Below are 25562 nucleotides of genomic sequence, written 5' to 3' on the forward strand. Positions count from 1 at the left end.
AAGAGAGAAGGAGGCCATACGGATGAATCACATGCTGAATTCACTAATAACAGAACAACCCAATCCACTAACGGATCATATAGATGAATTGCCTTCGGCAGAAATTATGGAGCTCATTAATAAGGAAGATCAACGAATTGCGGAGCTCATTCAGCCCCTCATTCCGGTCATTGCTCAAGCTGCGGATCGGATCTTGGAGGCGTTTCAGTCTGGCGGCAGGCTTTTTTATGTAGGCGCAGGTACCAGTGGACGATTAGGAATACTTGACGCTTCGGAATGCCCGCCTACCTACGGAACCCCGCCATCCATGGTGCAGGGTATTATTGCAGGGGGATTCCGGGCAGTGAAGGACCCTGTTGAAGGTGCTGAAGATAGTGAGGAGTTGGGAGCTGCGGACCTTGATGAACATGGCTTAGACAAAAACGATGTTGTGGTTGGCATTGCAGCCAGTGGACGAACGCCGTATGTGCTGGGTGCGATGAGACACGCCAAGGAGATCGGGGCTACGGTGATCAGCCTGAGTAATAATGCAGGCACGCCGATGACCCTGTTGGCTGATGTGAGCATTGAGGCTGTTGTCGGCCCAGAGGTTGTCATGGGTTCAACACGTATGAAGGCAGGCAGCGCCCAGAAAATGATTCTGAACATGCTCACGACTACCGCCATGATTCGTCTGGGCAAGGTTTACCGTAATTTCATGGTTGATCTGAACCCTTCGAACGAGAAGCTTGTCCATCGGGCCAAACGCATGATACATCTGGCAACCGGAGCAAATGAAGCGGATATTGAAGAGGCTTTTACCGGTGCAGATGGTCATGTAAAAACGGCAATCGTCATGCTGATGGCAGGCGTGGACGCAACAGAAGCCCAGCACAGGCTTGATCTGGCTGATGGATTTGTCCGCAGCGCCATTGCGGGGCCTTCCTGAGACATACAGGGGGATTTTTAGAGGTTGAAAGAGAGGAGTCCGACATTGGTTTGGGCTCTTTTTTTTATTTTTTTATTCTAAAGCGGATATCATCCGTCAAAAAATCCCCTCCTGCATAAACAGAAAGGGATTCATATGGTTCTGCTTCACTTGTGCTCCAGTATAGCCTGTCGGCTCTTCTCCAAATATTCCACCGACTGGTTGTAATCCCGACTGGCAATCGCCAGATACAGGATATCGATCACGTTCAACTGTGCAATCCGTGATGAAGTTGCTCCGCTCCGAATATCGCTTTCGGTAGAAGTAATCATCAGGGGCACATCCGCCATACTACTGAGTGTATTGCTGCCCCACTTGGTAATGCTGATTGTCGCTGCACCACCATCATGAGCATGCTTGAGACAGGAGATTACGTTCGAAGTCTCCCCTGAATACGAGATACATACCACCGCATCATCCTCACGAAGCGTCGTTGCGGACGAAATCTGCATATGCGGATCGGCGAACGAAAAGCTTGTGCGATTGATTCGCATGAACTTGTAATGTGCATCCAGCGCAATCAGGTTGGAGGCCCCTACTCCATAGAAAAAGATCCGGTTTGCCTGATGAAGCACGTCCACGGCTTTTTCCACCAGACGTGGGTCCAGAATATGAACCGTATCCTTCACCGACTGAATATTATTTGCGGACACATGCTGAATAATGCTCTCCATGGAGTCCTGGGGACGAATCTCCGTATATTGATATGGCTCACTCGTCTGCAAATCTCCGGCAATCTTCAGCTTCAGCTCCTGAAAACCCGTTACACCCAGTGATTTGCAGAGACGGATAATGGCAGCTGGGCTGCCTCCACTCCGTTCAGACAACTGGGCCACCGAGGATTGAACAGTTTCTTGCGGGTGATCGAGAATATAAGCTCCGATCTTCCGTTCGGACGGAGTTAAGTCATCCATTAATGCGCGTAAACGCACAAGTCCACCTTTCATGCCTTCCATTCGCTCCTCCTTTCCGTACTGCATTCATGTACAAGCATTTTATCGTATAATTCCACTCGCGTCTAATCGAATTCCTCGCCCTTCCATAACTGAACTCCAATTAAAGTCAGGCCTCACTAGAGTGTGAGATTGCCCGAGATTACTGCGTGTTTCGCGCCGGTTACTGCCGGAAGTGTATTGGTTCTTCCCATGAGTGCCTCATGGCCAAGTAGAGCAAATCCAATGGCTTCCCGAGCATCATCGGGTATACCATAATCTGCTGTTCGTTCCAAACGGATATCTTTCGGAAGTCTCTGACGGATCATCTCCATCAGCGTGGCATTGGAAGTGCCACCACCGCACGCGAGCATGGCTGATATTTGCACCTTGGGCAAGATAAAATCCTTCACTGCACGCACGATGGTCTCCGCGGTCAGACAGGTGGCAGTAGCCAGCGTATCTTCAAGGGATAAGGAACGCTCTGAGGCCATCTCCATCAGTCTCACTGCATACGCGGCTCCATATACTTCTCGCCCGGTACTTTTTCGGCGGAAGTCTTTTGAAATATTCATCCTCCAAACACAGGTCTACCAGACCCTGATTGACCTTTCCCTGTGCGGCAATGCTTCCACTCGGATCATAATTCTGCCGCCCATCCGTTGCCTGCCGCACAATGGCATCCATCACCATATTGCCCGGTCCCGTATCAAAAGCCGAAATACCTTCGGTAGATGACTCGGATGGTAGCACCGTCACATTGCCAATGCCGCCGATATTCTGCACCAGCCGCCCTTCCGTCGGGTTGCGGAACATCAGAGCATCCGCATAAGGCGTAAGCGGGGCACCTTCCCCACCAGCGGCCATATCCCTTGCTCGCAGGTTGCCAATCACTGGCAGTCCTGTCCGTTCTCGAACGACAGCACATTCACCGATCTGCAATGTCGATACCACATCAATACTTGCTCCCGTTGGCCCTGGAAATGCAGATGCTACAGGAGCATGCCATACCGTCTGCCCATGCATGCTAATCATATCCACCTGCTGCGTTGAGATACCGGCAGACTGCATCAGTTCCATAACGCTATGCGCATACCACTCCGATACACCAAAATGCGCGGCTGTCAGCTCGTCGACACGAGCTGTCCCTGGTGAACATAACCGGATCAGTACGTCTCTCAATCCATTCGAATACGGCACACATACGAAATCAACCAGCTCGATCTGCTGTAATGCCCCGCTCATATCGGTTTGAATACGCACCAGCGCTGCATCTGTTCCGTCCAGAGACGTCCCTGACATTAGTCCGATGACCAGATGCTCCTGCTTCAAACGATACTTCTCCCACATCGGATAGCTGCCTGTATCCATCCACTTCCAACCTCCTGCAAGACCCGATGATCACGTCATCTGCCAACATTTTACCCAGTATATGATATAAAATTTTACAAGTCAAACTTTATGTAAAATTAAATTACATCAGATAAAGGTTAACAACTCTCTTTGTATCTTTTCCTACTCTTTCCGATATGAAGGCAAGAACGGTACGCCAAAACAGGCTCTCGCCCTCAGCGAAAACCTGTTCATTCTTTCTTTTAAAAGGATAACTCATCTCCTGGAGACAACGCATAGATATCAGCTTCCGCAGATGAACCTTCATCAAGCAAACCTTGTCTCAACCGTTCCGTCTCCACAAGGTCAGTATGCACAAGGACCGTATGACGTGCAGAGATCCGGCCCAACATCTGCTCGACATCCCTCCAACCCTGATGAACTTTGTAACGCAATTTCCTAACTTCACATTCGCCATACTCTTCTGGATTTTTCAATAACTCATCGGCAAAAGTTCCGGCGGCAACATGCCCGGTGAGCAGAATCAGATTTTTTTCATCAGATGCCCATCTCTCATAGTACCAACGTGCAAGTGAGGACTGCATCATGCCGTCCGGTACAAACCATAGGGAAGCATGATGTTGTTCCAGCAACTGCAGACGCTCTTCCTCAGTAGATGTCTTTGCCCAACCTTCTCCGCTCAGAAAATGATCGATGCTGTCCGCAGGCAAACCTCCCCGAGTCCGCTCTCCCTTCCTGAGCCAATAGGGAGCACGATGTAACTGAGTCATCCCATCCACCAGTTTCTGTTCCACTATAATAGGAATGTTCTGAAAACATTGCTGTGCCCATAGGATCATCTCCTGGCCGCGGCCTACCGCAGGCATGGGTAATAATACTCTGCCCCCCCGAGCAATCACACTACTGATAGCGCTCTCCAGTTGGTGCAGTTTATCGGCCTGCGTATCCTGGTCCGTACCATAGGCAGCATCCACGATCGCCAGATCAAGCTTAACCTGGGATGAGTTAGACATGGATACCAAGGCTTCTATACTTTCTCTCATGTGCATTTGCTCGGTAAGGATGTTGCTGTGTGTCACTGCAGATGAGCTTGGTGCTGTCTCTGATCCGGTAGATCCTGTAGCAGCAAGGGTCTGAGCATATGCTGATTGATCAACCAGCGCCCGTCCCATAGCTTGGTCCATTACCAACTCGCTGACCTGTTCGCTGTTCACATCCGTTTTTACATTGGGTGCGATGGACATATCCTGAAGGCTTTGAATTGGGACAGGAACAGCCCATACGCGGCTATGGCGATTCAGGTCTGCTCGCCGAAATCCGTCGGCCACATCGTCATCCTGTAGAAGCATGGACTCGGACGTATAATCGCCGGAGTACAGAACTCGCTTGCCCTCCATCTCCAGACCAAACCAGACCGAACCCGCGAGATGCCCGCTACGCCCCCAGACTGCCGCTACCCCAGGTATAATTTCAAACCAATGGCCTCGCTCTGCTTCGTTCTCCAGGAACCTGTATCGAATACGCTGCTCGTCAGCTTTGTCATATGGTATTACATGTCCTGCTCGTTCCATGTTGCTGCGCCATGCCCGAAAATACGTACCCAGCTGCTCCCTCGTCTCCCTTGTCGTCCACACTTCACCCTGGTAGCCCATCTTATACAGCAGTGGGATGGCGACCGAATGATCCTCATGGGCGTGAGACAAGAGGACCGCGTCCAGTTGCGGGACAATCTCCGGGTCAATCAGCGGATACTGGCCTGCGCCTTCTTTTTTCACACCACAATCCAGCAAAAGGCGAAACCAGCTCCCGCTCAGGAGATAGGCGGAACGTCCATGTTCCCCTGCACCGCCCCATACGTTCAGTTTGATCATGATGCATTCCACTTTCTCTTTGAATTCAGCATTTCGATCCCCAGCAGCATCAGCACTGTCATACCTACAGTTACAACGGCCATCGCCATCCCGAGGGATACCTGACCTTGTTCAAATTGGGCAAAAATATACGTAGCCGACGTCTGCATGGACGGCGGAAGAATCAACAACGAACCCACCAGTTCCCTTGTTGCAATCGTAAAGGTCATCATCCAGCCCGCCAGCATGCCGGGCAGAATCAATGGGATCAGGATTCGCCGCAGAATATACAGCGGCTTTCCGCCAAACACTTGACCCGCCTGGAACAATGTTCCGTCAATCTGGGTAAAGCTCGATTTTACATACTGCACGGTGTAAGGCAAGAAGAGAACAACGTACGTGAGCACAACCATGCCGTAGGTGTTATACAACGTGACTGGCATCCAGGGTGAGTTCCAGAAGAGAATCAGACCTACCACCATCACGATACCCGGCACCGTATTAGGCAACAGACTGAACAAGTCAATCACACGCTGCATGAATGAAGATGATCTGCCGATCGCGAGCGCAAACCCCGTACCGATAATAACAGCAACGGTTGAAGCCGCGAGGGATAATCCCAGACTGTTCCCGATGGCTTTCATACTCACTGATCCCCAAGATAACAGCTCCTTGTAATGATCCAAGGTCAGATTATCAAAAGCAATTCCTGATCCCCGTAGCTTCATGGTCGAAGCCGCAATGATGGAGAAATACGGGATACCTACCGACAGGATCAACAGAATCGCAAGATACGCCCCACACAACCATCCTGCTCCGCCGCGAAGAGAATATCGCTTCGAACGTTGCCCTTTGCCACCAACCAGACGATACGTGAACTTCCGGCTCATGGCAGACTGCATATACCACATCACCAGACAGACGGACAACAGCACCGATGCCAGTGAAGTCGCCTTGCCGAAGTCAATCGGCCAACTGGAGATGTACTTATGGATCTCGGAGGTCATGACATAATAGCCAATCTTGCGCCCGAAGGTTGCCGGTGTTCCGAATTCCGCAATCGTTTTGACAAAGACCAGCATGATCCCCATGCCGTAAGACGACAACAACAGGGGTAAAATAATACGTCTAAAACGGTATCCTGCACGTGCACCGTGCACGGCTCCCGCTTCTTCCAGATTGCCACCGATGCGGATCAATGCATCTCGAAGCAGCAGATACAGGAATGGGAACAGGTGCAAGCTCATGATGAGCACCATGCCCCAGAAGCTGAAGAACAGCTCACTCCAGCCCGCAGATGAGGGCACCCACTGCTGGAGATATCCCCCTTTTTGCATAAACAGAATCCAGCCCATCGATCCGATATACGGCGGGGTCATGAACGGAATCATCAGGATTACATCGACCCAGCGATGCTCGCCCATCCGAGTCTTCGCCATCATCCAAGCCAGCGGCAGCGCCAGCAGCGTGGTTACCGCTACAACGCAGATGCCAAGCCAGACGGAATTCAGCAGCACACCGGATAGATGATGACCCGTAATCGTGCGAATCGGAGCCATCCAGTCCCATTGTCCATCCGGATACACACTTTGCCAGAAGATCAGCAAGAGCGGCACGCCAATACTTATGGTCAGCAGAAAGAGGGCCAGAATCACGCCCACTCTCCGAAAAATACGGTTGTTGTCCATAACAACAGGTTTCACTACGTTCACCTCACATGACTTTCCACAGACAGCAGGTATGATTTAGACGAGTAGAAGTATTTCGATCTATACCTTGCTTATTGAAAGACGCTTTTTGGATTTATGCAAAAGTACTTATTTAAACGTCTCGGAAAAACGCGCTGCTGTCTCTTCGCCATGTTCGCTCATCCAGTTCCAATCCACTTTAAGTTGTGGGATATCCTTCACATTGGCACGGTTAGTCGCTTCAATGTCTTCGCGGCCTGGGATCAGATAAGCATCTGCAACAAGCTTCTGTGCTTCATCGGACAATAGATAGTCAATGAACGCTTTAGCATTCTCTACATTTGGACTGGATTTCAGAATCGCTGCCGGTCTTGGGCTTATTACCGTTCCTTCCTCAGGATATACGATATCCAGTGGTTCGCCTTTTGCCTTGGAGGAATACGCCATGTAGTCCACACCTGCTGCTACGATGCTTTTGGCACCCGTAATGACCGGATCAAGTGCCTCCTGATTGGCACCTGCCATCGCTACACCATTGGCTTTATAGGCACTCAGCAGATCCCAACCTTTTTCACCGTTCGCGCTTAGGTAGCCTGTGATGAAGTCGAGTGCTGAACCTGATAATGTAGGGTCGGGAATGTTCACTGCATCTTTCCACGCGGGTGTAGCCAGCTCTGCCCAACTTGTTGGTGGTGTAGATACCAGTTTGGTGTTATACACAATACCCAGTGCGGAAGCACTACTGCTGAAATAGTTGCCCTCTGCATCCGACCAATCCTTGTTCAGCTTGTCTGCATTGGCTGCTTCGGGGTAAGGCATGGTCAGTCCGTCTGCTTTCAAAGCCTGTGCTGAAGGCAAGGAAGCCAGAATCACAACGTCTGCAACCGGATTGGATTTCTCAGCTTCCATACGAGCCAGAATTTTGCCTGTCGTTCCCTGGAACATCTCAACTTCGATCCCTGTTTTGTCTGTAAATCCGCTCACGATGTTATCCGCCAGCTTCTGTGGACCAGCACTGTACAAGACAAGCTTGCCACCAGCCGGTTTCGTTGTTTCCGCCGCCGCTGCTGTGTTTCCTTCACCGGCGGGTTGTGCCGCGTTGCCTGTGGTTGAGTTCCCTGTACTACATCCGAACAAACTGATACTCATTACCGCTGTTAATAACAGCATTGCGCTCTTTTTCCGTATTTTCATACCCAACATATTCGTCCATCTCCCCTGGTTTCTTATAAAAAATGTGTACTCCTGCTTCCAACTGCGTGCTCGTTCAACAATTTAATATGCCACTGCGATCGCTTCGTTCTGCTTCATACTCGGGTGGTCATAACCGTCCATTCGGCATATCCGTTCAGGGGTTACATAGAGCTGCACCCGCTCCCCTACGCGCACTCTTTGGTTCATATAGGCTGTCCATATGCCCAGCCCTTCCATCTGCACTCGTACTTCATAACGTTCACCTACATAGCTGACACTAAGTACCGTCCCCGGATAACACAGATCGTCATGACCTGTTTTGTTCCAGGTGACATGCTCTGGACGCACCATCGATTGATTAGGTGTGAGCCAGTTGGACTTTCCGATAAACGAAGCAACATACGGATCACTTGGCGCCGAGTAGATCGTTTCCGGGCTTCCCTTTTGCAATATCCGTCCCTTCTGCATCACCACAATCTCATCCGACATCGACATCGCTTCAATCTGATCATGTGTGACGTACAGCGCAGTCAGTCCCATGTCCCGAACCAGCGACATCATCTCAATCCGCATCTCTTCCCGAAGTACAGCATCCAGTGCACTTAGTGGCTCATCGAACAGGATCACACCAGGTCTGACCGCTACGGCTCTGGCAAAAGCAACCCGTTGCTGCTGTCCACCAGACAGCTGATGAGGATATCGATCTTCCATGCCTTGCAGGCGGACCATGCCAAGTGTTTCGTTCACCTTTTGCCGTAGATCGGATTTCTGTTTTCCGGCCTTCAGGCCAAACGCTACATTTTCGTATACGGTCATATGCGGCCATAATGCAAAATCCTGAAACACCATGCCCAGATTACGCTTGTGTGTCGGTATATCAATCCGCTTCGCCGCAGAGTAGATACACTGACCATCTGCACGAATCTCCCCCGCGTCCGGCTGTTCCAGCCCGGCCAACATGCGGAGCAGTGTTGTTTTGCCACAGCCCGACGGGCCGAGCAGTGTCGTGAACTTTCCATGTTCAAGCGTTAGATCTGTCGGCAGCAGTGCGGGTGTTTGATTAAATGATTTTTGAATTCCAGTTATCTCTAATTTCATAAGCATCCCTGCCTGTCTTCTGTTACTTGATCTCTTGCACTGTTTTCAGTCTAACGTCCGCTTTCGCGAGTTGTATGTCTTGTATGTAAAATTGGAATTAACTTTTTAGATGAATTCTGTTGATGTTCATAGATTAAATCTATAGTAGGTGAACTAATCATTTGCACGATAACGGAGAGGACAGAAAAAACCTGAAAAAGCGGAGCGTTCGCCTTTATCACCGGATTTTCCCTTGAGAAAGGGAATCAAAAAATCTGGGGATAACAGCGATTGGAAGGTTGTTCTGTCATCGTAGTGTCTGTGTAAATAATCTTTAGTTCGATTTATATAGTAGAAGTGAGAGGAGTGCTGGGACATTGAATCTGATCAAATTGCAAATTGTTGAGCTGATCGACAAGCATCATCACATGACAAGCGTGGCCGAGTTACTGGGGATCAAGCAACCCACTGTTACATTTCATATGAAGTCGTTGGAGGAAGAGATGGGTGTGCGATTATTCGAATCGCGCAGTGGAAAGACGTTTCTAACCGAGGCAGGACAAGCCCTGCTCCACTATTCCGTCAAAATCAATGCCTTGACCCAGGAAGCACGACGGGTTGTAAAGGAATATGACAGTCTATATCGGGGCACTCTGCACATTGGGGCAAGCTATGTACCGGCTACATATCTGTTGCCCACCATACTCAACACCTTTTCGCAGGAATTCCCGGGCATACGTATCGTCCTATCCGTCAAACCATCACCTGTTATTCGCGAGATGCTGATTCGGCATCAGATTGATCTGGGGGTGATCTCTTCCGAGCCATTTGTTGGACCCGCCCTGCAAGCTGAGACGTTATGTGAAGATGACTTGGTATTGATCTGTTCTCCGCAGCATGGGTTGGCCCAGAAGGATGCATTAACACCCGATCATATCGCGCAGATTCCTTTTGCCTTACATGGCAATGAATCCAGTACTCGTCGGTTAACCAATCAATGGCTTGCGCAACATGACATTCGTTTGAGGAGCACCGTGGAGATGGATTCCCTGGAAGCGATCAAACAGCTCGTGTTAATCGGGGGGCATGTCTCATTCATGTCTCGGATGGCGGTACAGTGGGAGGAACAGCAGGGGCTCATTCAGGTTCTTCCCATTCCCGGAGAGCAAGCGCCGCGCCATATCTATACGGTACATAATAAGGACCGCCACCCTTCAGTTCAGGTAAACCGCTTCAAAGAAGTGCTGCGAGAGGTGAGTCAAGGCTTCCCCCTTTCTATGGCTGATTGCCCTGATCCGCTATAAACTATCGTTTGCCATTCATCAAATCTATGCAGGGTTAACGCAATGTGCGCTCCCCGTTAATCGCTTTCAGATACTCGGGCGATAAAGTGGGATCTGTACGTTAATCCAGATTAGGAGAGTGATTGGTTTTGAAAAAGTGGAAAAAGGTAACCGCCTCATTGATGCTGAGCATCGTAACATTGGGAAGTGGAATGACATTTCTGGGAGCACCCCAGGCTTCAGCTGCTGCCAATGCCGTTCCTGCTTATGAAGTAAAGTTTCTGGCCAAGCCGGAACTTGTATTGAATACAGATGGGACACCACGCAGTGAAGTGATTCAGACACTCGGCCTGAGTTCCACGCCAAGAAACATTAACGTAGAGTACTTTGACACCAATGCTCTCGGATTGGATCAACAAGGATGGAACGTTCGTTTTCGCAAAAAGGATGACAAGAATAACTACGAATTGACTTATAAAAAGCGCTACCCTGTAATCAATGGCGACATCAACGGTGCGCTGACCCTGGCTAACCAAGAGGGATTTGATCAATCGGATGATAATTACGAGGCTGAAATCGATTGGGGATATGGCAAACAAACCTTGAGCTTCTCCAACACCAAAAAAGTCGATACCAAGGCAACAGGTGTTCAGCTTCCTTCGGAGCAAGAAGCCTTGAACATGTTACTGGACAAGCTTCCGGGCAAATTGAAAAACTGGACTTCCTCCAACTGGGGCAAGCAGCAACTGACTCAATCCCGTGCATATGGTCCGATCACATTCCAACGATATGAAGGTACATGGAATGGACAAGAACTTACACTCGAAGTATGGCCAATCCGTGACGCAGCAGGTACAGGTATTGAGAATGTCGTAGAGGTCTCTTTCAAAAACGATGATGCTGTAGCCGTATCCGGACTCCGTACCCAACTGCTGCAATTGCTGGAGAACAACAACTGGCTGATTCCTGCCGATGGCTTGAAAACACAGACCATTCTGGAAAGATATTAATCGCAAGCTTTAATAAAAAAGACAAGCCCCTCTTCCTGCGTACATCGTAGGAGAGGAGCCTGTCTTTTTTTGCGTAGAGAACGAATTAAAATCAGTTAATTAAGTAATTCTACGTTTATCAACAGTTGAGATTTTTGCTTATCTACTTCATCTGTTCATCTCGAGTTGTCTACTCACATTAAACTCTGATTTTCAGAAAATCACCTCTTCTTATAGGTGAAAACAAAAAAAGCCCTTGCTATAAGCAAAGGCTCTTCTGTATGTTACTCGGAAGCGGGTGATGGGAATCGAACCCACGCTATTAGCTTGGAAGGCTAAAGTTCTACCATTGAACTACACCCGCAAAATAAAAAAAATCGGGATGACACGATTTGAACATGCGACCCCCTGGTCCCAAACCAGGTGCTCTACCAAGCTGAGCTACATCCCGATACTTATGAAAATAATGGCGCGCCCTGAGAGATTCGAACTCCCGGCCTTTTGATTCGTAGTCAAACGCTCTATCCAGCTGAGCTAAGGTCGCAAATATTGGAGCGGAAGACGGGAATCGAACCCGCGACCCTCGCCTTGGCAAGGCGATGCTCTACCGCTGAGCCACTTCCGCAAAACATATGGTGCGGTCGAGAGGACTCGAACCTCCACGGGGGGTTAGCCCACACGGACCTGAACCGTGCGCGTCTGCCAATTCCGCCACGACCGCAAAATATAATGGTGAGTCATGAAGGGCTCGAACCTTCGACACCCTGATTAAAAGTCAGGTGCTCTACCAACTGAGCTAATGACTCGTAATGAAATGGCTGGGGATATAGGATTTGAACCTATGCATGACGGAGTCAAAGTCCGTTGCCTTACCGCTTGGCTAATCCCCATTAAAAAATCATGGGGCGATCGAGGGGAATTGAACCCCCGAATGCCGGATCCACAAACCGGTGCGTTAACCACTTCGCCACGATCGCCATAGAGTAAGCCATTCATCCACTAAGAGTATCTTAGTATTAACAACTGCATCTATAATATACATTCTATCACAAATTCAGATGTAAATACTAAAAATGGTGCCGGCGAGAGGACTTGAACCCCCAACCTACTGATTACAAGTCAGTTGCTCTACCAGTTGAGCTACACCGGCACGGTGTATAATTTAATTAAAAATGGCGGAACCGACGGGATTCGAACCCGCGATCTCCTGCGTGACAGGCAGGCATGTTAGGCCAACTACACCACGGTTCCAGATCACTTTCTCAAGGAAAGTATAATTGCGGGGGCAGGATTTGAACCTGCGGCCTTCGGGTTATGAGCCCGACGAGCTACCGGGCTGCTCCACCCCGCGTCGTTATAGAAGTATTATGGTGGAGGCTGAGGGGATCGAACCCCCGACCCTCTGCTTGTAAGGCAGATGCTCTCCCAGCTGAGCTAAGCCTCCATATTATGACCCGTAGGGGATTCGAACCCCTGTTACCTCCGTGAAAGGGAGGTGTCTTAACCCCTTGACCAACGGGCCTTGCTAAAAAAATTATCTGGCGGAGAGAGAGGGATTCGAACCCTCGAGACGCTTGTGACGCCTACACGATTTCCAATCGTGCTCCTTCGGCCAGCTCGGACACCTCTCCATATGGCTCCCCGAACAGGGCTCGAACCTGTGACAACTCGATTAACAGTCGAGTGCTCTACCAACTGAGCTATCAGGGAATGGTGGAGCCAAGCGGGATCGAACCGCTGACCTCCTGCTTGCAAGGCAGGCGCTCTCCCAGCTGAGCTATGGCCCCATACACTGTGTATTTCTTGTTGTGGTCTTGCTATGGGCCCTGGTGGACTCGAACCACCGGCCTCACCCTTATCAGAGGTGCGCTCTAACCAACTGAGCTAAGGGCCCTAATATATATCCCTTATTCCTTGGCAAGGGGGGCAAAAAAAATACCCCAAAGGGAAATCGCTTGGCGGCGTCCTACTCTCCCAGGACCCTGCGGTCCAAGTACCATCGGCGCTAGAGGGCTTAACGGTCGTGTTCGGGATGGGTACGTGTGGAACCCCTCCGCCATCGCCACCAAACGCGTAGCTTACATTCAGAGATCGTTCTCTGAAAACTAGATTCGAAACGAAACACGCGAATTACAACTTGCTATTGGATAAGCCCTCGACCGATTAGTACTGGTCAGCTCCATGCATTGCTGCACTTCCACCCCCAGCCTATCTACCTCGTCGTCTTCAAGGGGTCTTACATACTGGGAAATCTCATCTTGAGGGGGGCTTCACGCTTAGATGCTTTCAGCGTTTATCCCGTCCGTACATAGCTACCCAGCGGTGCTCCTGGCGGAACAACTGGTACACCAGCGGTACGTCCATCCCGGTCCTCTCGTACTAAGGACAGCTCCTCTCAAATTTCCTACGCCCACGACAGATAGGGACCGAACTGTCTCACGACGTTCTGAACCCAGCTCGCGTACCGCTTTAATGGGCGAACAGCCCAACCCTTGGGACCTACTTCAGCCCCAGGATGCGATGAGCCGACATCGAGGTGCCAAACCTCCCCGTCGATGTGGACTCTTGGGGGAGATAAGCCTGTTATCCCCAGGGTAGCTTTTATCCGTTGAGCGATGGCCCTTCCATGCGGTACCACCGGATCACTAAGCCCGACTTTCGTCCCTGCTCGACTTGTAGGTCTCGCAGTCAAGCTCCCTTATGCCTTTGCACTCTTCGAATGATTTCCAACCATTCTGAGGGAACCTTTGGGCGCCTCCGTTACTCTTTAGGAGGCGACCGCCCCAGTCAAACTGCCCACCTGACACTGTCCCCGCACCGGATTACGGTACCAGGTTAGAACCTAGATACGATCAGGGTGGTATCCCAACGTTGCCTCCACAGAAGCTGGCGCTCCTGCTTCAAAGGCTCCCACCTATCCTGTACAGATCGTACCCAAATTCAATATCAAGCTGCAGTAAAGCTCCATGGGGTCTTTCCGTCTTGTCGCGGGTAACCTGCATCTTCACAGGTATTAAAATTTCACCGGATCTCTCGTTGAGACAGCGCCCAAGTCGTTACGCCATTCGTGCGGGTCAGAATTTACCTGACAAGGAATTTCGCTACCTTAGGACCGTTATAGTTACGGCCGCCGTTTACTGGGGCTTCGGTTCACAGCTTCGGGATTACTCCCTAACCACTCCCCTTAACCTTCCAGCACCGGGCAGGCGTCAGCCCGTATACTTCGCCTTACGGCTTCGCACAGACCTGTGTTTTTGCTAAACAGTCGCTTGGGCCTTTTCACTGCGGCCCCCTCGTGCTATTCACACTACCGGGGCACCCCTTCTCCCGAAGTTACGGGGTCATTTTGCCGAGTTCCTTAACGAGAGTTCTTCCGCGCGCCTTAGAATACTCTTCTCGCCTACCTGTGTCGGTTTGCGGTACGGGCACCATCACCTGGCTAGAGGCTTTTCTTGGCAGTGTGAGATCATGACCTTCGCTACTATAATTTTCGCTCCCCATCACAGCTCAGCCTTACAATGTGCGGATTTGCCTACACATCAGCCTCACTGCTTAGACGGACATCCATCAGTCCGCGTCACTACCCTACTGCGTCCCCCCATTGCTCATAACGGCTTACGGTGGTACAGGAATTTCGACCTGTTGTCCTTCGACTACGCCTTTCGGCCTCGCCTTAGGTCCCGACTTACCCTGAGCGGACGAGCCTTCCTCAGGAACCCTTAGGCTTTCGGCGGATCAGATTCTCACTGATCTTTTCGTTACTCATACCGGCATTCTCACTTGTATAATGTCCAGCGCTCCTTACGGTACACCTTCAACCCTTATACAACGCTCCCCTACCCCTGATGCAAAGCATCAAGCCATAGCTTCGGTGGTGTGTTTAGCCCCGTTACATTTTCGGCGCAGAGTCACTCGACCAGTGAGCTATTACGCACTCTTTCAATGGTGGCTGCTTCTAAGCCAACATCCTGGTTGTCTGTGCAACTCCACATCCTTTCCCACTTAACACACACTTGGGGACCTTAGCTGATGGTCTGGGCTGTTTCCCTTTTGACAATGGATCTTAGCACTCACTGTCTGACTCCCGGAAGTAAGTCTATGGCATTCGGAGTTTGACTGAGCTTGGTAACCCTTGCGGGCCCCGCACCCAATCAGTGCTCTACCTCCACGACTCTGTTTTCCGAGGCTAGCCCTAAAGCTATTTCGGGGAGAACCAGCTATCTCCGAGTTCGATTGGAATTTCTCCGCTACCCCCACCTCATCCCCGCATTTTTCAACATGCGTGGGTTCGGGCCTCCAGTGCGTGTTACCGCACCTTCACCCTGGACAGGGGTAGATCACCCGGTTTCGGGTCTACGTCCACGTACTAAGTCGCCCTATTCAGACTCGCTTTCGCTGCGGCTCCGGCTCTTCACCTTAACCTTGCACGGGAACGTAACTCGCCGGTTCATTCTACAAAAGGCACGCCATCACCCCTAAAACGGGCTCTGACTTTTTGTAAGCACACGGTTTCAGGTTCTATTTCACTCCCCTTCCGGGGTGCTTTTCACCTTTCCCTCACGGTACTGCTTCACTATCGGTCGCTAGGAAGTATTTAGCCTTGGCAGATGGTCCTGCCGGATTCATACGGGGTTTCACGTGCCCCGCACTACTCGGGATCCGTCTCGGAGGGAACCAACTTTCAATTACAGGGCTTTTACCTTCTTTGGCGGGCCTTTCCAGACCTCTTCGCTTAACCGGTTCCTTTGTAACTCCATGTGAGACGTCCCACAACCCCAAAGAGCAAGCTCTCTGGTTTGGGCTTCTCCGCGTTCGCTCGCCGCTACTGACGGAATCACTATTGTTTTCTCTTCCTCAGGGTACTTAGATGTTTCAGTTCCCCTGGTATGCCTCTACACAACCTATGTATTCAGTTGTGAGTAACTGGAAATTACCCCAGCTGGGTTTCCCCATTCGGACACCCCCGGATCAAAGCTTGCTTACAGCTCCCCGAGGCAGTTTCGTTGTTCGCCACGTCCTTCATCGGCTCCTAGCGCCTAGGCATCCTCCGTGTGCTCTTAGTAGCTTAACCTCGTGCTCCGGTTTCGACTGCTCGCTTCCCTTGTTTTGCTTGCGCAAAGCCAAAAGTCGCTCCCATTCGATACCATCGTACGTGCAATCTACCGTTTTTATTTAAACTTGTTTAACACAAGTTCAGCTAAAAAGGAATGTTCTAATTCGCGTTTGTTTCGTTTCGATATCTAGTTTTCAAAGAACAAGCTCCATGCAAAAGCAAGCTGTTTTGAGAGTTTGAGCTCTCAAAACTGAGCAACGAGTGAGTTAAAAGCTTTACGAAGTAAAGCTCGCTTCGGAAGCATGCTCCCTGAAGACTTGTATTTGAATGTTTCCGTTGCAGGAAACGATTCTCCATAGAAAGGAGGTGATCCAGCCGCACCTTCCGATACGGCTACCTTGTTACGACTTCACCCCAATCATCTATCCCACCTTCGGCGGCTGGCTCCTTGCGGTTACCCCACCGACTTCGGGTGTTATAAACTCTCGTGGTGTGACGGGCGGTGTGTACAAGACCCGGGAACGTATTCACCGCGGCATGCTGATCCGCGATTACTAGCAATTCCGACTTCATGCAGGCGAGTTGCAGCCTGCAATCCGAACTGAGACCGGCTTTGTTGGGATTGGCTCCATCTCGCGATTTCGCAGCCCGTTGTACCGGCCATTGTAGTACGTGTGTAGCCCAGGTCATAAGGGGCATGATGATTTGACGTCATCCCCACCTTCCTCCGGTTTGTCACCGGCAGTCTATCTAGAGTGCCCACCCGAAGTGCTGGCAACTAAATATAAGGGTTGCGCTCGTTGCGGGACTTAACCCAACATCTCACGACACGAGCTGACGACAACCATGCACCACCTGTCTCCTCTGTCCCGAAGGAAAGATACATCTCTGTATCGGTCAGAGGGATGTCAAGACCTGGTAAGGTTCTTCGCGTTGCTTCGAATTAAACCACATACTCCACTGCTTGTGCGGGTCCCCGTCAATTCCTTTGAGTTTCAGTCTTGCGACCGTACTCCCCAGGCGGAGTGCTTAATGTGTTAACTTCGGCACCAAGGGTATCGAAACCCCTAACACCTAGCACTCATCGTTTACGGCGTGGACTACCAGGGTATCTAATCCTGTTTGCTCCCCACGCTTTCGCGCCTCAGCGTCAGTTACAGCCCAGAGAGTCGCCTTCGCCACTGGTGTTCCTCCACATATCTACGCATTTCACCGCTACACGTGGAATTCCACTCTCCTCTTCTGCACTCAAGTCACCCAGTTTCCAGTGCGATCCGGGGTTGAGCCCCGGGATTAAACACCAGACTTAAATGACCGCCTGCGCGCGCTTTACGCCCAATAATTCCGGACAACGCTTGCCCCCTACGTATTACCGCGGCTGCTGGCACGTAGTTAGCCGGGGCTTTCTTCTCAGGTACCGTCACCTTGAGAGCAGTTACTCTCCCAAGCGTTCTTCCCTGGCAACAGAGCTTTACGATCCGAAAACCTTCATCACTCACGCGGCATTGCTCCGTCAGGCTTTCGCCCATTGCGGAAGATTCCCTACTGCTGCCTCCCGTAGGAGTCTGGGCCGTGTCTCAGTCCCAGTGTGGCCGATCACCCTCTCAGGTCGGCTACGCATCGTCGCCTTGGTGAGCCGTTACCCCACCAACTAGCTAATGCGCCGCAGGCCCATCCCCAAGTGACAGATTGCTCCGTCTTTCCAGTTTCCTTCAGGCGAAGAAAACAATTATTCGGTATTAGCTACCGTTTCCGGTAGTTGTCCCAAACTTGAGGGCAGGTTGCCTACGTGTTACTCACCCGTCCGCCGCTAACCATCAGAGAAGCAAGCTTCTCTTCAAGTCCGCTCGACTTGCATGTATTAGGCATGCCGCCAGCGTTCGTCCTGAGCCAGGATCAAACTCTCCAATAAAGTATTGAAAAGAGCGATAAGCTCATTTTGAATCTGACGAGATTAAAAATCTCATTTGTGCTCCAGTTGATTCAAGCCAAGGCTTGTTTCAAACTGGAGCGTTCATTCTGCAAGCAGAATGTTTACTCACTCGTTGTTCAGTTTTCAAAGATCAAACTTGTTTTGTTACCGAATGTCGTTCTCTTCAGCAACTCTTATATAATATCATGTCCGAACCAACTTTGCAAGCTCTTTTTTTAAGTTTCTTTCGAAGCTTATTTGATTTGCTTGCCGCACCGTGTAAACCGTGTTTTCTTGGCCGGAATTAGAATATATCATGTACAGATTTCAATTGCAAGTCTTTTTTCAAAAATGATAATCAAACTACTTCATCAGCACAATATGTAATCTGACGCTCCTGTACTATAGAAATAACTCTCAGCATCCTCATTACGGCGCCTCTAATATACTTATCCATTAAACATAACCAGGGAAGCCACTTCCACTGCGAATGCAGTGAACAATTTCTTGTGACTAGCCCTAGTTTTCGGAAATCTCAGTTTTCTTTCCTTCTATATAAATAAGGGAGTCATTCCTTGAGCGCAGCTTACACATTCCGATTCACTTCTCAGTGCTTACAATATGCGCTTACCGAGCAAAGAAGCGATCAGTTCCACACCAAGCCTTGCCGTATGTCTATTGTGATCAAGCAATGGGTTCACCTCAACCAGTTCCATGGACGTAACTTGATTCGTGGAAGCAAGTAGCTCTAATGCGTAATGTGCCTCTCGGTAATTCAAACCACCCGGTACAGGTGTGCCTACCCCCGGAGCTTCACGCGGATCCAGACAGTCCATGTCAAAACTGACATGAATACCATCCGTTCCATCACCAGCTATAGCTATTGCTTGCTCAATAACTTGCTGTATACCCATCCGGTCAATATCATGCATCGTAAATGCTTGGATGCCCAGTCCCTTAATCTGTTCCTTCTCATACTCATCCAGATCACGCAGACCAATATAGACCAAATTGGATGGATCTATAAATGCGCCTGCCCCAGCAATGTGAGACAGATTATATGCAGTATGACCCAAAGAAGCAGCCACACTCATCCCATGCATGTTACCGGACAAGCTTCGTTCTTCCGTATTCAAGTCTGCGTGCGCATCAAACCAGATCACCCCCAGATTAGAATAATGCGCAGTTAATCCGGCGAAAGTACCTATCGCTACACTATGATCTCCTCCAAGCACAAGCGGAAAGGCCCCCTCCTCTACCGCAACAGATACTTCATTAAACACATTCTCGCTGACCTGCCGTACTTCGTTTAAATATTTCACCCGATTCCGCTCAGCAGGGACAGATGGTTCAGTTGGACACTCTACCCGCACTTCTTTGGAAAGCACTAGTCCCAGGCTCGCGATCTCCCGCTTCAGTCCAGCTGTAATTAATTCATCGGGCCCCAACTCTGCACCGCCTCTCGCTCCACCGAGTCCGAAAGGAACCTTAATGATGGCAACATTGCGCCGCACAGAAGTATGACTTGTATTAGTAGAAGTATCTTGTGTGCCATCAAGGACATCATCATTTTTCATGTAGGTCAGCTCCTTCATCGGTTGTCAAAACCAGCTCAATTCTCTCCAATGCCCAGTCAATCTCGGACTCTTTAATCGTTAGTGGTGGAGCAAACCGAATGGTTGTCTCATGGGTTTCTTTGCACAGCAGTCCAGCAGACATCAAACGTTCGCAATAAGGACGTGCTGATCCATACAACTCAACCCCAATAAATAAACCTCTACCCCGAATATCCTTTATAGCCGAACTGCGAATATCACGAAGTCTTTTCATAAAATAGTTGCCCAGATGCTCCGATTGCTCGGCGAGCTTCTCATCTTCAAGGACTTTCAGAGCTGCTACAGCCACGGCGCAGGCGAGTGGATTCCCGCCAAACGTAGAACCATGAGACCCGGGTTCAAACAAATCCATTATCTCCGCATTAGCAGCAATAGCCGAGATGGGCATGACTCCTCCTCCCAGCGCCTTGCCCATAATCCAGATATCTGGTTCAGCACCTTCCCAGTCAGAGGCAAAACGGCGACCTGTTCTTCCAAAACCGGTCTGGATCTCATCAGATACGGTTAGCACCTGCTGTTGTTTGCACAATGCAAAAGCTTCAGCCAGATATCCATCGGGCGGGATAACAATTCCTGCCTCACCTTGAATGGGCTCTACAAGAAAGCCTGCTGTATTCGGTGTAATGGCTTGCTTCAGTGCTTCAATGTCTCCATAGGGAATAATTCGGAATCCAGGTGTGAACGGTCCAAAATCTTTTTTATACTCCGCCGAAGAAGAGAAAGACGTGACCGTCAGAGTTCTTCCGTGAAAGTTACCAGAGCATACGATAATCTCGGCTTGATTTTCCGGTACACCTTTGCAACGATAAGCCCATCTACGTACCGCTTTTACCGCAGTCTCCACCGCTTCCGCTCCTGTATTCATGGCGAGAATCTTCGATTTCCCCGTGAATTGTGAGAGTTTCTGATAAAAAAGAGAAGCGGAGCTGCTGTGGAATGCCCGTGATGTCAACGTAACCTGATCTGCCTGATCCTTGAGCGCCTGTATGATTACAGGATGTCTATGACCATGATTCAATGCAGAGTATGCACTTAACATATCCATATAACGGCGGCCTTCAGGGTCTTCCACCCATACCCCTTCCGCCTGCTCAATAACAATAGGGAGCGGATGATAATTAGGTGCAGCATAACGCTCCGACCAATCCATTAACATTTTGGAATCTGACATACACACCCAACACCTTTCCAAAATATTGTATACAAAATACAATAACAATGTATGCGATGCCATCGCCATTTACGACTACATCTCTCTTTTTCCACTCCAGCCTACTCCAAGCCTTCCTCGACTCCAATCCTTTATCAATAGTTAGCGAGAAGTAGACAGTCTACGTTCCAACCAAGAGAGTAAATTAGCCAGTGTAAATGTGATTATAAAATAGAGGCCGGCGGCAACGAGCAGCGGAGCAAGCGGCTGGAACGTAACACCCTGAATCGTTCTGGCCGTGTATATAATCTCGGCTATGCCGATCATGGAGACAAGCGAAGAATCTTTAATGATAATAATGAATTCATTACCGATGGCTGGAAGCATGTTACGAAAAGCCTGCGGCAGTATAATGTAGCGAAGTGTCATACCATGTGTCATACCAAGGGAGCGCGAAGCCTCGGTCTGTCCTTTATCAATCGCCTGAATCCCGGCCCTGAACACCTCCGCCATATAAGCGGAGCTATTCATCGTCAGAGCTACCACCCCCGACATAAATGCCGGCAAGTTCACACCTACAACCGTCAGACCATAATGAATAATAAGAATCTGTACGAGCATTGGTGTTCCTCGAATGAGTTCAATATACGCCGATGCCACAAATTTAATTGGCCATATTCGGGATAATCGCATTAATGCCATGATCACACCAAGTAACGTCCCAAACAGAACACCGAAGAAGGAAAGCTCAAGCGTAACCCATGCACTTCGTGCATAATCTTGCCAATGATCTAATAGAAAGGAAAAATCTAAATTCACGGCATATCCCTCACTCGTCCGGTTTATTCGCCGAGCATCTCATTCGCTTCAACGACGAACCGTTCAATATCTCCGTTCGTTTTGAGCTTTTCCAATGTAGCGTTGATCTGATCCAGCAGTTTCTGACTACCCTTCTTCACCGCGATGGCCGAACCACCCTCGTCTTCAGCCTGTTCAATCTTCACACCTGCAACAACAAGCCCCTCTTGGTTCTTTACATACTGTTCAGCCACCGGCTTCTCCAGGATGAGTGCGTCTACACGCCCCGTCTGCAACTCCAGAATCAGTTCAGGTATTTTGGCCAGAGAAGTGAGCTTTGCTCCCTCTATTTCCTGAGCAATCCCTTCCTGAATGGAACTCTTTTGTACACCAACCTGCTTGCCTGATAGATCATTCACAGACTTTAATGCCGTACCTTCCCCATCTCTAACAAGTACAGCCTGCTCTGCATAATAGTAAATATCCGTAAAATCAACATTCTTCTTTCGTTCTTCGGTAGGGGTTAAGCCTGATATTACAAAATCAACCTTATCTGTACCGAGAGCCATAAGAAGGCCATCAAAGTCCATGTCCTCAATCTTCAGCTCGGCTCCCAGATCAGCCGCAATTGCTTTCGCAATCTCGATGTCGAAACCTACAATGGTATCTTTACCATCGATTTTCTTATGAAATTCATAGGGTGCATAGTCCGCACTGGTTCCAAGTACAATTACTTCCTTTTCCGCAGAGCTACTGCCCGAAGACGAAGTAGCGTCTGATCCGGTTCCTGTCGTTTTTTCCTGCCCACATGCGGACATGAATACAACCACTAACAACAGCATCATTGGCAAAAGCACTTTTTTCACACATCATACCCCTATTCTTTTTTTGAATGAGTAACATAATAATTTGTATACAATATACATAATACAATATATGGACTTATATGTAAGTAATACTAACAAACAATTCGGTTTATCACAATCATTATTTAAACATTTATACGCTTTAATTCCATAAAATATGCTATACATAACACAGCATTTACATCGGCTGAAACATGAAGTTTGCTTGCCCAACTCCCCCCTCGGTGTTAAGATGATAAAAACTTGAAACTCCTGAACGGCGCGTACAGTACGGCCTCACACCCATCTATTTATTCACTATACATAGAAAGGAGGATTCGGTATGGAGGTACCCAAATACCGATCCTTGAAAGATCACGTATACGATTACATTGCCCAGAAGATTCAGGACGGGACGTTACTTCCCAACCAGAAGATCAACGAGGCCGAGATATGCAAAAAGCTGGACATCAGTCGCACGCCTACCCGTGAGGCCCTTTTCCAGCTGGCTTCAGACAATCTGCTGCAATACATCCCACGCAGGGGATTTATTGTCACTCCTTTTGATGCAGGCAAAAAACTGGAGTTTTCCCAAGCAATCGGTGTGCTGGAGGCACTTGCTGCCACACTTGCAGCAGACCATCTCAGACCATCTGAACTTTTGGAGATGGAAACTCTGGTTGTCCGAATGGACGAAGATATCAGTCAGCTTGATCTTGCTGCCTACAACAAGAACCAATATCAGTTCCATAATCTGTACATTCAGCGATGTGGTAACGCCACAGTCATTGAGATGTTAAACACACTGAAGAACAGTTTCATCCGGCAGTCGTATGTTAGTGATAATAAGCCTAAGCTGTCTGAGGTACTGCTCGAAGTTAATGAAGAGCACCGACAAATTTTAAGTGCTTTTCGAGCCAAAGATAAGAACCAACTGGAAGCCCTGCTCAAACACCACTGGCGGATTATCGATAACGATATGCTGTAGTACGTTCTGTCAGAACAAACAAAGACAACCCACACGATTGTGTGAGTTGTCTTTTTACTATTTTTCCTTTTTGACCTCCAACGGTGCCCTAGCCGCAAAAACAGCATATCCCAACTTTTTGCCGTATTTCGCGAGCAAACGATCATTGGTTTGACTCATTCGCTGCATACGTTCATCCTCAAACCAATTCATATCGATCTCGCGATGTGGATCATGATCAACGCCCCATTTTCCCATGGATCGCGAATGTTCCTTGACCTCTACCTTGGTGAAACCACAATGCTTGAGGCGTTTTCTCCATGCTGTGGCCGTTACCAGAGTTCGTATACCGTAAAATTGCTTTAACCTGCGACACATCAATTCGGTCTTCTGGCCTGATAGAACCATCTCCCGATCCACTAAAAGTCCACCAGGCTTCAACACCCTTCTATACTCAGCAAGTGCACTCCGCCATGGGGTGAAGATCGTGACCGACTCCACGAATACCACGTCAAAATGGTTTTCCGGAAAAGGTAACGATGCTACATCAGCCTGAACAAATTGAACATCCACCTGTTCTCGTCTCGCTCTCCGAACTGCCTTATCCAGCATATTTCGATGAAGATCAATCGCCGTTACCCGATATCCACTTTTAGCCAAGTAACACGCAGTCCTTCCAGTACCGCACCCTATCTCAAGAATATGACTACCCAAAGGCAGAGATAAGCCGTCCAGCAACTTCAGTGTTGCCAAAAATCCTCCAGGATGGGCACTTCCCTCCCCTAACCGAGCCAGCATGTCATGATAATCCACGCGATACCCCCTCCTCACTCCTCCCAGTGTATGGAGCAGATTCAAAAACGGCTCCTCCCCATTCGATTTTCCGGGTACTCGTCCATACCAATTGCTCTTCTTTTTACTATGATATACAAACCGTTGAATTCAAGCGGCAACCGCATCTAATGAGGAGGATTTTGCATGTACAGAATTAACCCGGTATGTGAAGAAACGGTTTCTCCGCACGTTGGACGTTCCGTTTGTCTCGTTATGAACGACGGTAAGCATATGTATGGTACGCTTAGTCAATGTCGTGATGGCAAAGTTTATTTGAACGGATGTTTCGAGGGACCACGGCTGTGTTCAGTCAAATCCAAACAGCAGCTGGTAAAAAGCAGCAAGAAAAACGCTGTTACATCAAAGAAAGTTAAATCTTCGGCCTACGGTCCATATGGATATGGAGGATACGGTGGGGGTTACGGCTACGGAGCAGGAATCGATCTGGCTCTGGTAGCAACATTATTTCTGCTGCCATTCCTGTTCATCTAAACTCAATCTGGACGTGGTACAATTGTAGTCACAACAAAGACCCTTTTTGCTTATAGCAAAAAGGGTCTTTATCTTTTCATACGATTCCCGTCAATTAAAGTATACTTTCTGTAAAAAAAAGATACAAAAAAAGGCATTCGCTAAAACGAATGCCGGGAACTTCATATTTAATACCCTTACCTTCGCACAGGGTGTCTGTTTGATCTTAAAAAAAAACACCTCGTTAGAGGCGGGTAAGCTATGTTAAATCCGATTTCCTTTAGGCATCGTTTTCAGATTACTATTCGAATTCTCAAGCAATGGTAGCATCCTAGTCGTGCTGACCATCTCAGAAGCACATATCGGACAAGTAGGTACGTTATCAAACGCAAAATTGTCCCGCATCCATCCTTTGCACGTATCACTCGTACATTCCCAGATTGCCGCATCAGCTTGTGGAATCTCTTCCAACGGTTTTTTGCGATTATACATGACTTCTACCCCCTTTGTTATGGAAAAACATCTAACCGACGTTATTTCACAGAAGCCTACACTTAGCGGAAGTTTTACGTACCACCGAACT

18 protein-coding genes, 17 tRNA genes and 3 rRNA genes are annotated in these 25562 nt (G+C 49.1%); 5 read left to right on the forward strand and 33 right to left on the reverse strand.

Annotated elements, in window-relative coordinates; all coding sequences use genetic code 11:
* Positions 1–22 precede the first annotated feature (22 nt).
* Positions 23–928, forward strand: a complete 906-nt coding sequence (gene murQ / locus QF049_RS21660) for an N-acetylmuramic acid 6-phosphate etherase (RefSeq protein ID WP_307540533.1) — start codon at positions 23–25, stop codon at positions 926–928.
* Positions 929–1074: 146 nt separating this feature from the next.
* Here murQ and QF049_RS21665 read toward each other — a convergent pair whose 3' ends face one another.
* From QF049_RS21665 to QF049_RS21695, 7 genes are all read right to left on the reverse strand, one after another.
* Positions 1075–1914: a MurR/RpiR family transcriptional regulator gene (locus tag QF049_RS21665; RefSeq protein WP_036616797.1), complete on the reverse strand. Its 840-nt coding sequence runs from the start codon at positions 1912–1914 to the stop codon at positions 1075–1077.
* Positions 1915–2039: 125 nt separating this feature from the next.
* Positions 2040–2399: an anhydro-N-acetylmuramic acid kinase gene (locus QF049_RS21670; protein WP_307543374.1), complete on the reverse strand. Its 360-nt coding sequence runs from the start codon at positions 2397–2399 to the stop codon at positions 2040–2042.
* Positions 2365–3270, reverse strand: coding sequence for an anhydro-N-acetylmuramic acid kinase (locus QF049_RS21675; protein WP_307540535.1), 906 nt, complete (start codon positions 3268–3270; stop codon positions 2365–2367). Before QF049_RS21675 ends, QF049_RS21670 begins: the two co-directional genes overlap by 35 nt.
* A 224-nt stretch (positions 3271–3494) precedes the next feature.
* Entirely contained in the window at positions 3495–5123 is a 1629-nt protein-coding gene (locus tag QF049_RS21680) for an MBL fold metallo-hydrolase (protein ID WP_307540537.1), read from the reverse strand.
* Positions 5120–6790: an ABC transporter permease gene (locus QF049_RS21685; protein WP_307540539.1), complete on the reverse strand. Its 1671-nt coding sequence runs from the start codon at positions 6788–6790 to the stop codon at positions 5120–5122. Before QF049_RS21685 ends, QF049_RS21680 begins: the two co-directional genes overlap by 4 nt.
* Positions 6791–6919: 129 nt before the next feature.
* Positions 6920–7993: an ABC transporter substrate-binding protein gene (locus QF049_RS21690; protein ID WP_307540540.1), complete on the reverse strand. Its 1074-nt coding sequence runs from the start codon at positions 7991–7993 to the stop codon at positions 6920–6922.
* Between the two features lie 72 nt (positions 7994–8065).
* Positions 8066–9082 (reverse strand): ABC transporter ATP-binding protein, encoded by a 1017-nt coding sequence (locus tag QF049_RS21695; RefSeq protein WP_307540543.1) that lies wholly within the window; start codon positions 9080–9082, stop codon positions 8066–8068.
* A gap of 356 nt (positions 9083–9438) precedes the next feature.
* Between QF049_RS21695 and QF049_RS21700 the strand changes: the two genes are divergently transcribed.
* Both QF049_RS21700 and QF049_RS21705 read left to right on the forward strand, forming a co-directional pair.
* The gene (locus QF049_RS21700) at positions 9439–10365 is read left to right on the forward strand and encodes a LysR family transcriptional regulator (RefSeq protein ID WP_307540545.1); all 927 of its coding nucleotides are present in this window, start codon (positions 9439–9441) and stop codon (positions 10363–10365) included.
* Between the two features lie 128 nt (positions 10366–10493).
* Positions 10494–11354: a hypothetical protein gene (locus QF049_RS21705; RefSeq protein ID WP_307540547.1), complete on the forward strand. Its 861-nt coding sequence runs from the start codon at positions 10494–10496 to the stop codon at positions 11352–11354.
* Between the two features lie 272 nt (positions 11355–11626).
* On the opposite strand, the gene QF049_RS21710 is transcribed toward QF049_RS21705, so the two are convergent.
* The 24 genes from QF049_RS21710 to QF049_RS21825 all read right to left on the reverse strand — a co-directional run bounded on the left by QF049_RS21710 (position 11627) and on the right by QF049_RS21825 (position 22728).
* Positions 11627–11697, reverse strand: a tRNA-Gly gene (locus QF049_RS21710).
* 13 nt (positions 11698–11710) lie between these two features.
* Positions 11711–11784 (reverse strand) — tRNA-Pro (locus QF049_RS21715).
* A 16-nt stretch (positions 11785–11800) separates the two neighbouring features.
* Positions 11801–11877, reverse strand: a tRNA-Arg gene (locus QF049_RS21720).
* Between the two features lie 6 nt (positions 11878–11883).
* Positions 11884–11958, reverse strand: a tRNA-Gly gene (locus QF049_RS21725).
* An 8-nt stretch (positions 11959–11966) separates the two neighbouring features.
* A tRNA-Leu gene (locus tag QF049_RS21730) sits at positions 11967–12054 on the reverse strand.
* Positions 12055–12063: 9 nt separating this feature from the next.
* A tRNA-Lys gene (locus QF049_RS21735) sits at positions 12064–12139 on the reverse strand.
* A gap of 9 nt (positions 12140–12148) precedes the next feature.
* Positions 12149–12223: transfer RNA gene (locus tag QF049_RS21740), tRNA-Gln, on the reverse strand.
* 11 nt (positions 12224–12234) lie between these two features.
* Positions 12235–12310: transfer RNA gene (locus tag QF049_RS21745), tRNA-His, on the reverse strand.
* Positions 12311–12407: 97 nt separating this feature from the next.
* Positions 12408–12483 (reverse strand) — tRNA-Thr (locus QF049_RS21750).
* A gap of 23 nt (positions 12484–12506) precedes the next feature.
* Positions 12507–12584, reverse strand: a tRNA-Asp gene (locus QF049_RS21755).
* Positions 12585–12610: 26 nt separating this feature from the next.
* Positions 12611–12684, reverse strand: a tRNA-Met gene (locus QF049_RS21760).
* A 17-nt stretch (positions 12685–12701) separates the two neighbouring features.
* A tRNA-Val gene (locus QF049_RS21765) sits at positions 12702–12777 on the reverse strand.
* A 6-nt stretch (positions 12778–12783) separates the two neighbouring features.
* Positions 12784–12855: transfer RNA gene (locus QF049_RS21770), tRNA-Glu, on the reverse strand.
* A 17-nt stretch (positions 12856–12872) separates the two neighbouring features.
* A tRNA-Ser gene (locus QF049_RS21775) sits at positions 12873–12964 on the reverse strand.
* A gap of 3 nt (positions 12965–12967) precedes the next feature.
* Positions 12968–13043, reverse strand: a tRNA-Asn gene (locus tag QF049_RS21780).
* A gap of 1 nt (position 13044) precedes the next feature.
* Positions 13045–13120: transfer RNA gene (locus QF049_RS21785), tRNA-Ala, on the reverse strand.
* Positions 13121–13153: 33 nt separating this feature from the next.
* Positions 13154–13227 (reverse strand) — tRNA-Ile (locus QF049_RS21790).
* Positions 13228–13286: 59 nt separating this feature from the next.
* Positions 13287–13403 (reverse strand): 5S ribosomal RNA (gene rrf, locus QF049_RS21795).
* A 73-nt stretch (positions 13404–13476) separates the two neighbouring features.
* A 23S ribosomal RNA gene (locus QF049_RS21800) occupies positions 13477–16404 on the reverse strand.
* A 341-nt stretch (positions 16405–16745) separates the two neighbouring features.
* Positions 16746–18298, reverse strand: a 16S ribosomal RNA gene (locus QF049_RS21805).
* Together the 16S, 23S and 5S rRNA genes with 17 tRNA genes alongside form the textbook arrangement of a ribosomal RNA operon.
* A 614-nt stretch (positions 18299–18912) precedes the next feature.
* A complete protein-coding gene (gene rocF, locus QF049_RS21810; RefSeq protein ID WP_307540549.1) occupies positions 18913–19875 on the reverse strand; it encodes an arginase in 963 nt (320 codons plus the stop codon).
* Positions 19865–21085 carry an ornithine--oxo-acid transaminase gene (locus QF049_RS21815; RefSeq protein WP_307540551.1) on the reverse strand — a complete coding sequence of 407 codons (1221 nt, stop codon included), beginning with the start codon at positions 21083–21085 and terminating at the stop codon, positions 19865–19867. The genes rocF and QF049_RS21815 overlap by 11 nt, the downstream gene beginning before the upstream one ends.
* A gap of 141 nt (positions 21086–21226) precedes the next feature.
* The gene (locus QF049_RS21820) at positions 21227–21883 is read right to left on the reverse strand and encodes an amino acid ABC transporter permease (RefSeq protein ID WP_307540553.1); all 657 of its coding nucleotides are present in this window, start codon (positions 21881–21883) and stop codon (positions 21227–21229) included.
* 23 nt (positions 21884–21906) lie between these two features.
* Positions 21907–22728 carry a transporter substrate-binding domain-containing protein gene (locus QF049_RS21825; protein WP_124118875.1) on the reverse strand — a complete coding sequence of 274 codons (822 nt, stop codon included), beginning with the start codon at positions 22726–22728 and terminating at the stop codon, positions 21907–21909.
* Positions 22729–23050: 322 nt separating this feature from the next.
* Between QF049_RS21825 and QF049_RS21830 the strand changes: the two genes are divergently transcribed.
* Positions 23051–23695, forward strand: coding sequence for a GntR family transcriptional regulator (locus QF049_RS21830; RefSeq protein ID WP_036671927.1), 645 nt, complete (start codon positions 23051–23053; stop codon positions 23693–23695).
* Between the two features lie 57 nt (positions 23696–23752).
* Here QF049_RS21830 and QF049_RS21835 read toward each other — a convergent pair whose 3' ends face one another.
* Complete coding sequence (locus QF049_RS21835) at positions 23753–24487, reverse strand: class I SAM-dependent methyltransferase (protein ID WP_307540556.1); 735 nt, start codon at positions 24485–24487, stop codon at positions 23753–23755.
* Positions 24488–24652: 165 nt separating this feature from the next.
* On the opposite strand from QF049_RS21835, the gene QF049_RS21840 reads away from it, so the two are divergent.
* Positions 24653–25000, forward strand: coding sequence for a hypothetical protein (locus QF049_RS21840; RefSeq protein ID WP_307540558.1), 348 nt, complete (start codon positions 24653–24655; stop codon positions 24998–25000).
* Between the two features lie 243 nt (positions 25001–25243).
* Here QF049_RS21840 and QF049_RS21845 read toward each other — a convergent pair whose 3' ends face one another.
* On the reverse strand, positions 25244–25471 hold the full coding sequence (locus tag QF049_RS21845; RefSeq protein WP_017691121.1) for a cold-shock protein: 228 nt from the start codon (positions 25469–25471) through the stop codon (positions 25244–25246).
* Between the last annotated feature and the right edge of the window lie 91 nt (positions 25472–25562).

Source organism: Paenibacillus sp. W4I10 (assembly GCF_030816325.1).
GTDB classification, from domain to species: domain Bacteria; phylum Bacillota; class Bacilli; order Paenibacillales; family Paenibacillaceae; genus Paenibacillus; species Paenibacillus amylolyticus_B.

Excerpts from the sequence above, each read along its gene's own strand:
- QF049_RS21675 (WP_307540535.1), bottom strand. The coding sequence starts at position 3,270 with ATGGATACAGGCAGCTATCCGATGTGGGAGAAGTATCGTTTGAAGCAG.
- QF049_RS21665 (WP_036616797.1), bottom strand. The coding sequence starts at position 1,914 with ATGAAAGGTGGACTTGTGCGTTTACGCGCATTAATGGATGACTTAACT.
- QF049_RS21845 (WP_017691121.1), bottom strand. The coding sequence starts at position 25,471 with ATGTATAATCGCAAAAAACCGTTGGAAGAGATTCCACAAGCTGATGCG.
- rocF (WP_307540549.1), bottom strand. The coding sequence starts at position 19,875 with ATGAAAAATGATGATGTCCTTGATGGCACACAAGATACTTCTACTAAT.
- QF049_RS21830 (WP_036671927.1), top strand. The coding sequence starts at position 23,051 with ATGGAGGTACCCAAATACCGATCCTTGAAAGATCACGTATACGATTAC.
- QF049_RS21685 (WP_307540539.1), bottom strand. The coding sequence starts at position 6,790 with ATGGACAACAACCGTATTTTTCGGAGAGTGGGCGTGATTCTGGCCCTC.
- QF049_RS21680 (WP_307540537.1), bottom strand. The coding sequence starts at position 5,123 with ATGATCAAACTGAACGTATGGGGCGGTGCAGGGGAACATGGACGTTCC.
- QF049_RS21690 (WP_307540540.1), bottom strand. The coding sequence starts at position 7,993 with ATGTTGGGTATGAAAATACGGAAAAAGAGCGCAATGCTGTTATTAACA.
- QF049_RS21695 (WP_307540543.1), bottom strand. The coding sequence starts at position 9,082 with ATGAAATTAGAGATAACTGGAATTCAAAAATCATTTAATCAAACACCC.
- QF049_RS21815 (WP_307540551.1), bottom strand. The coding sequence starts at position 21,085 with ATGTCAGATTCCAAAATGTTAATGGATTGGTCGGAGCGTTATGCTGCA.
- murQ (WP_307540533.1), top strand. The coding sequence starts at position 23 with ATGAATCACATGCTGAATTCACTAATAACAGAACAACCCAATCCACTA.
- QF049_RS21840 (WP_307540558.1), top strand. The coding sequence starts at position 24,653 with ATGTACAGAATTAACCCGGTATGTGAAGAAACGGTTTCTCCGCACGTT.
- QF049_RS21670 (WP_307543374.1), bottom strand. The coding sequence starts at position 2,399 with ATGGAGATGGCCTCAGAGCGTTCCTTATCCCTTGAAGATACGCTGGCT.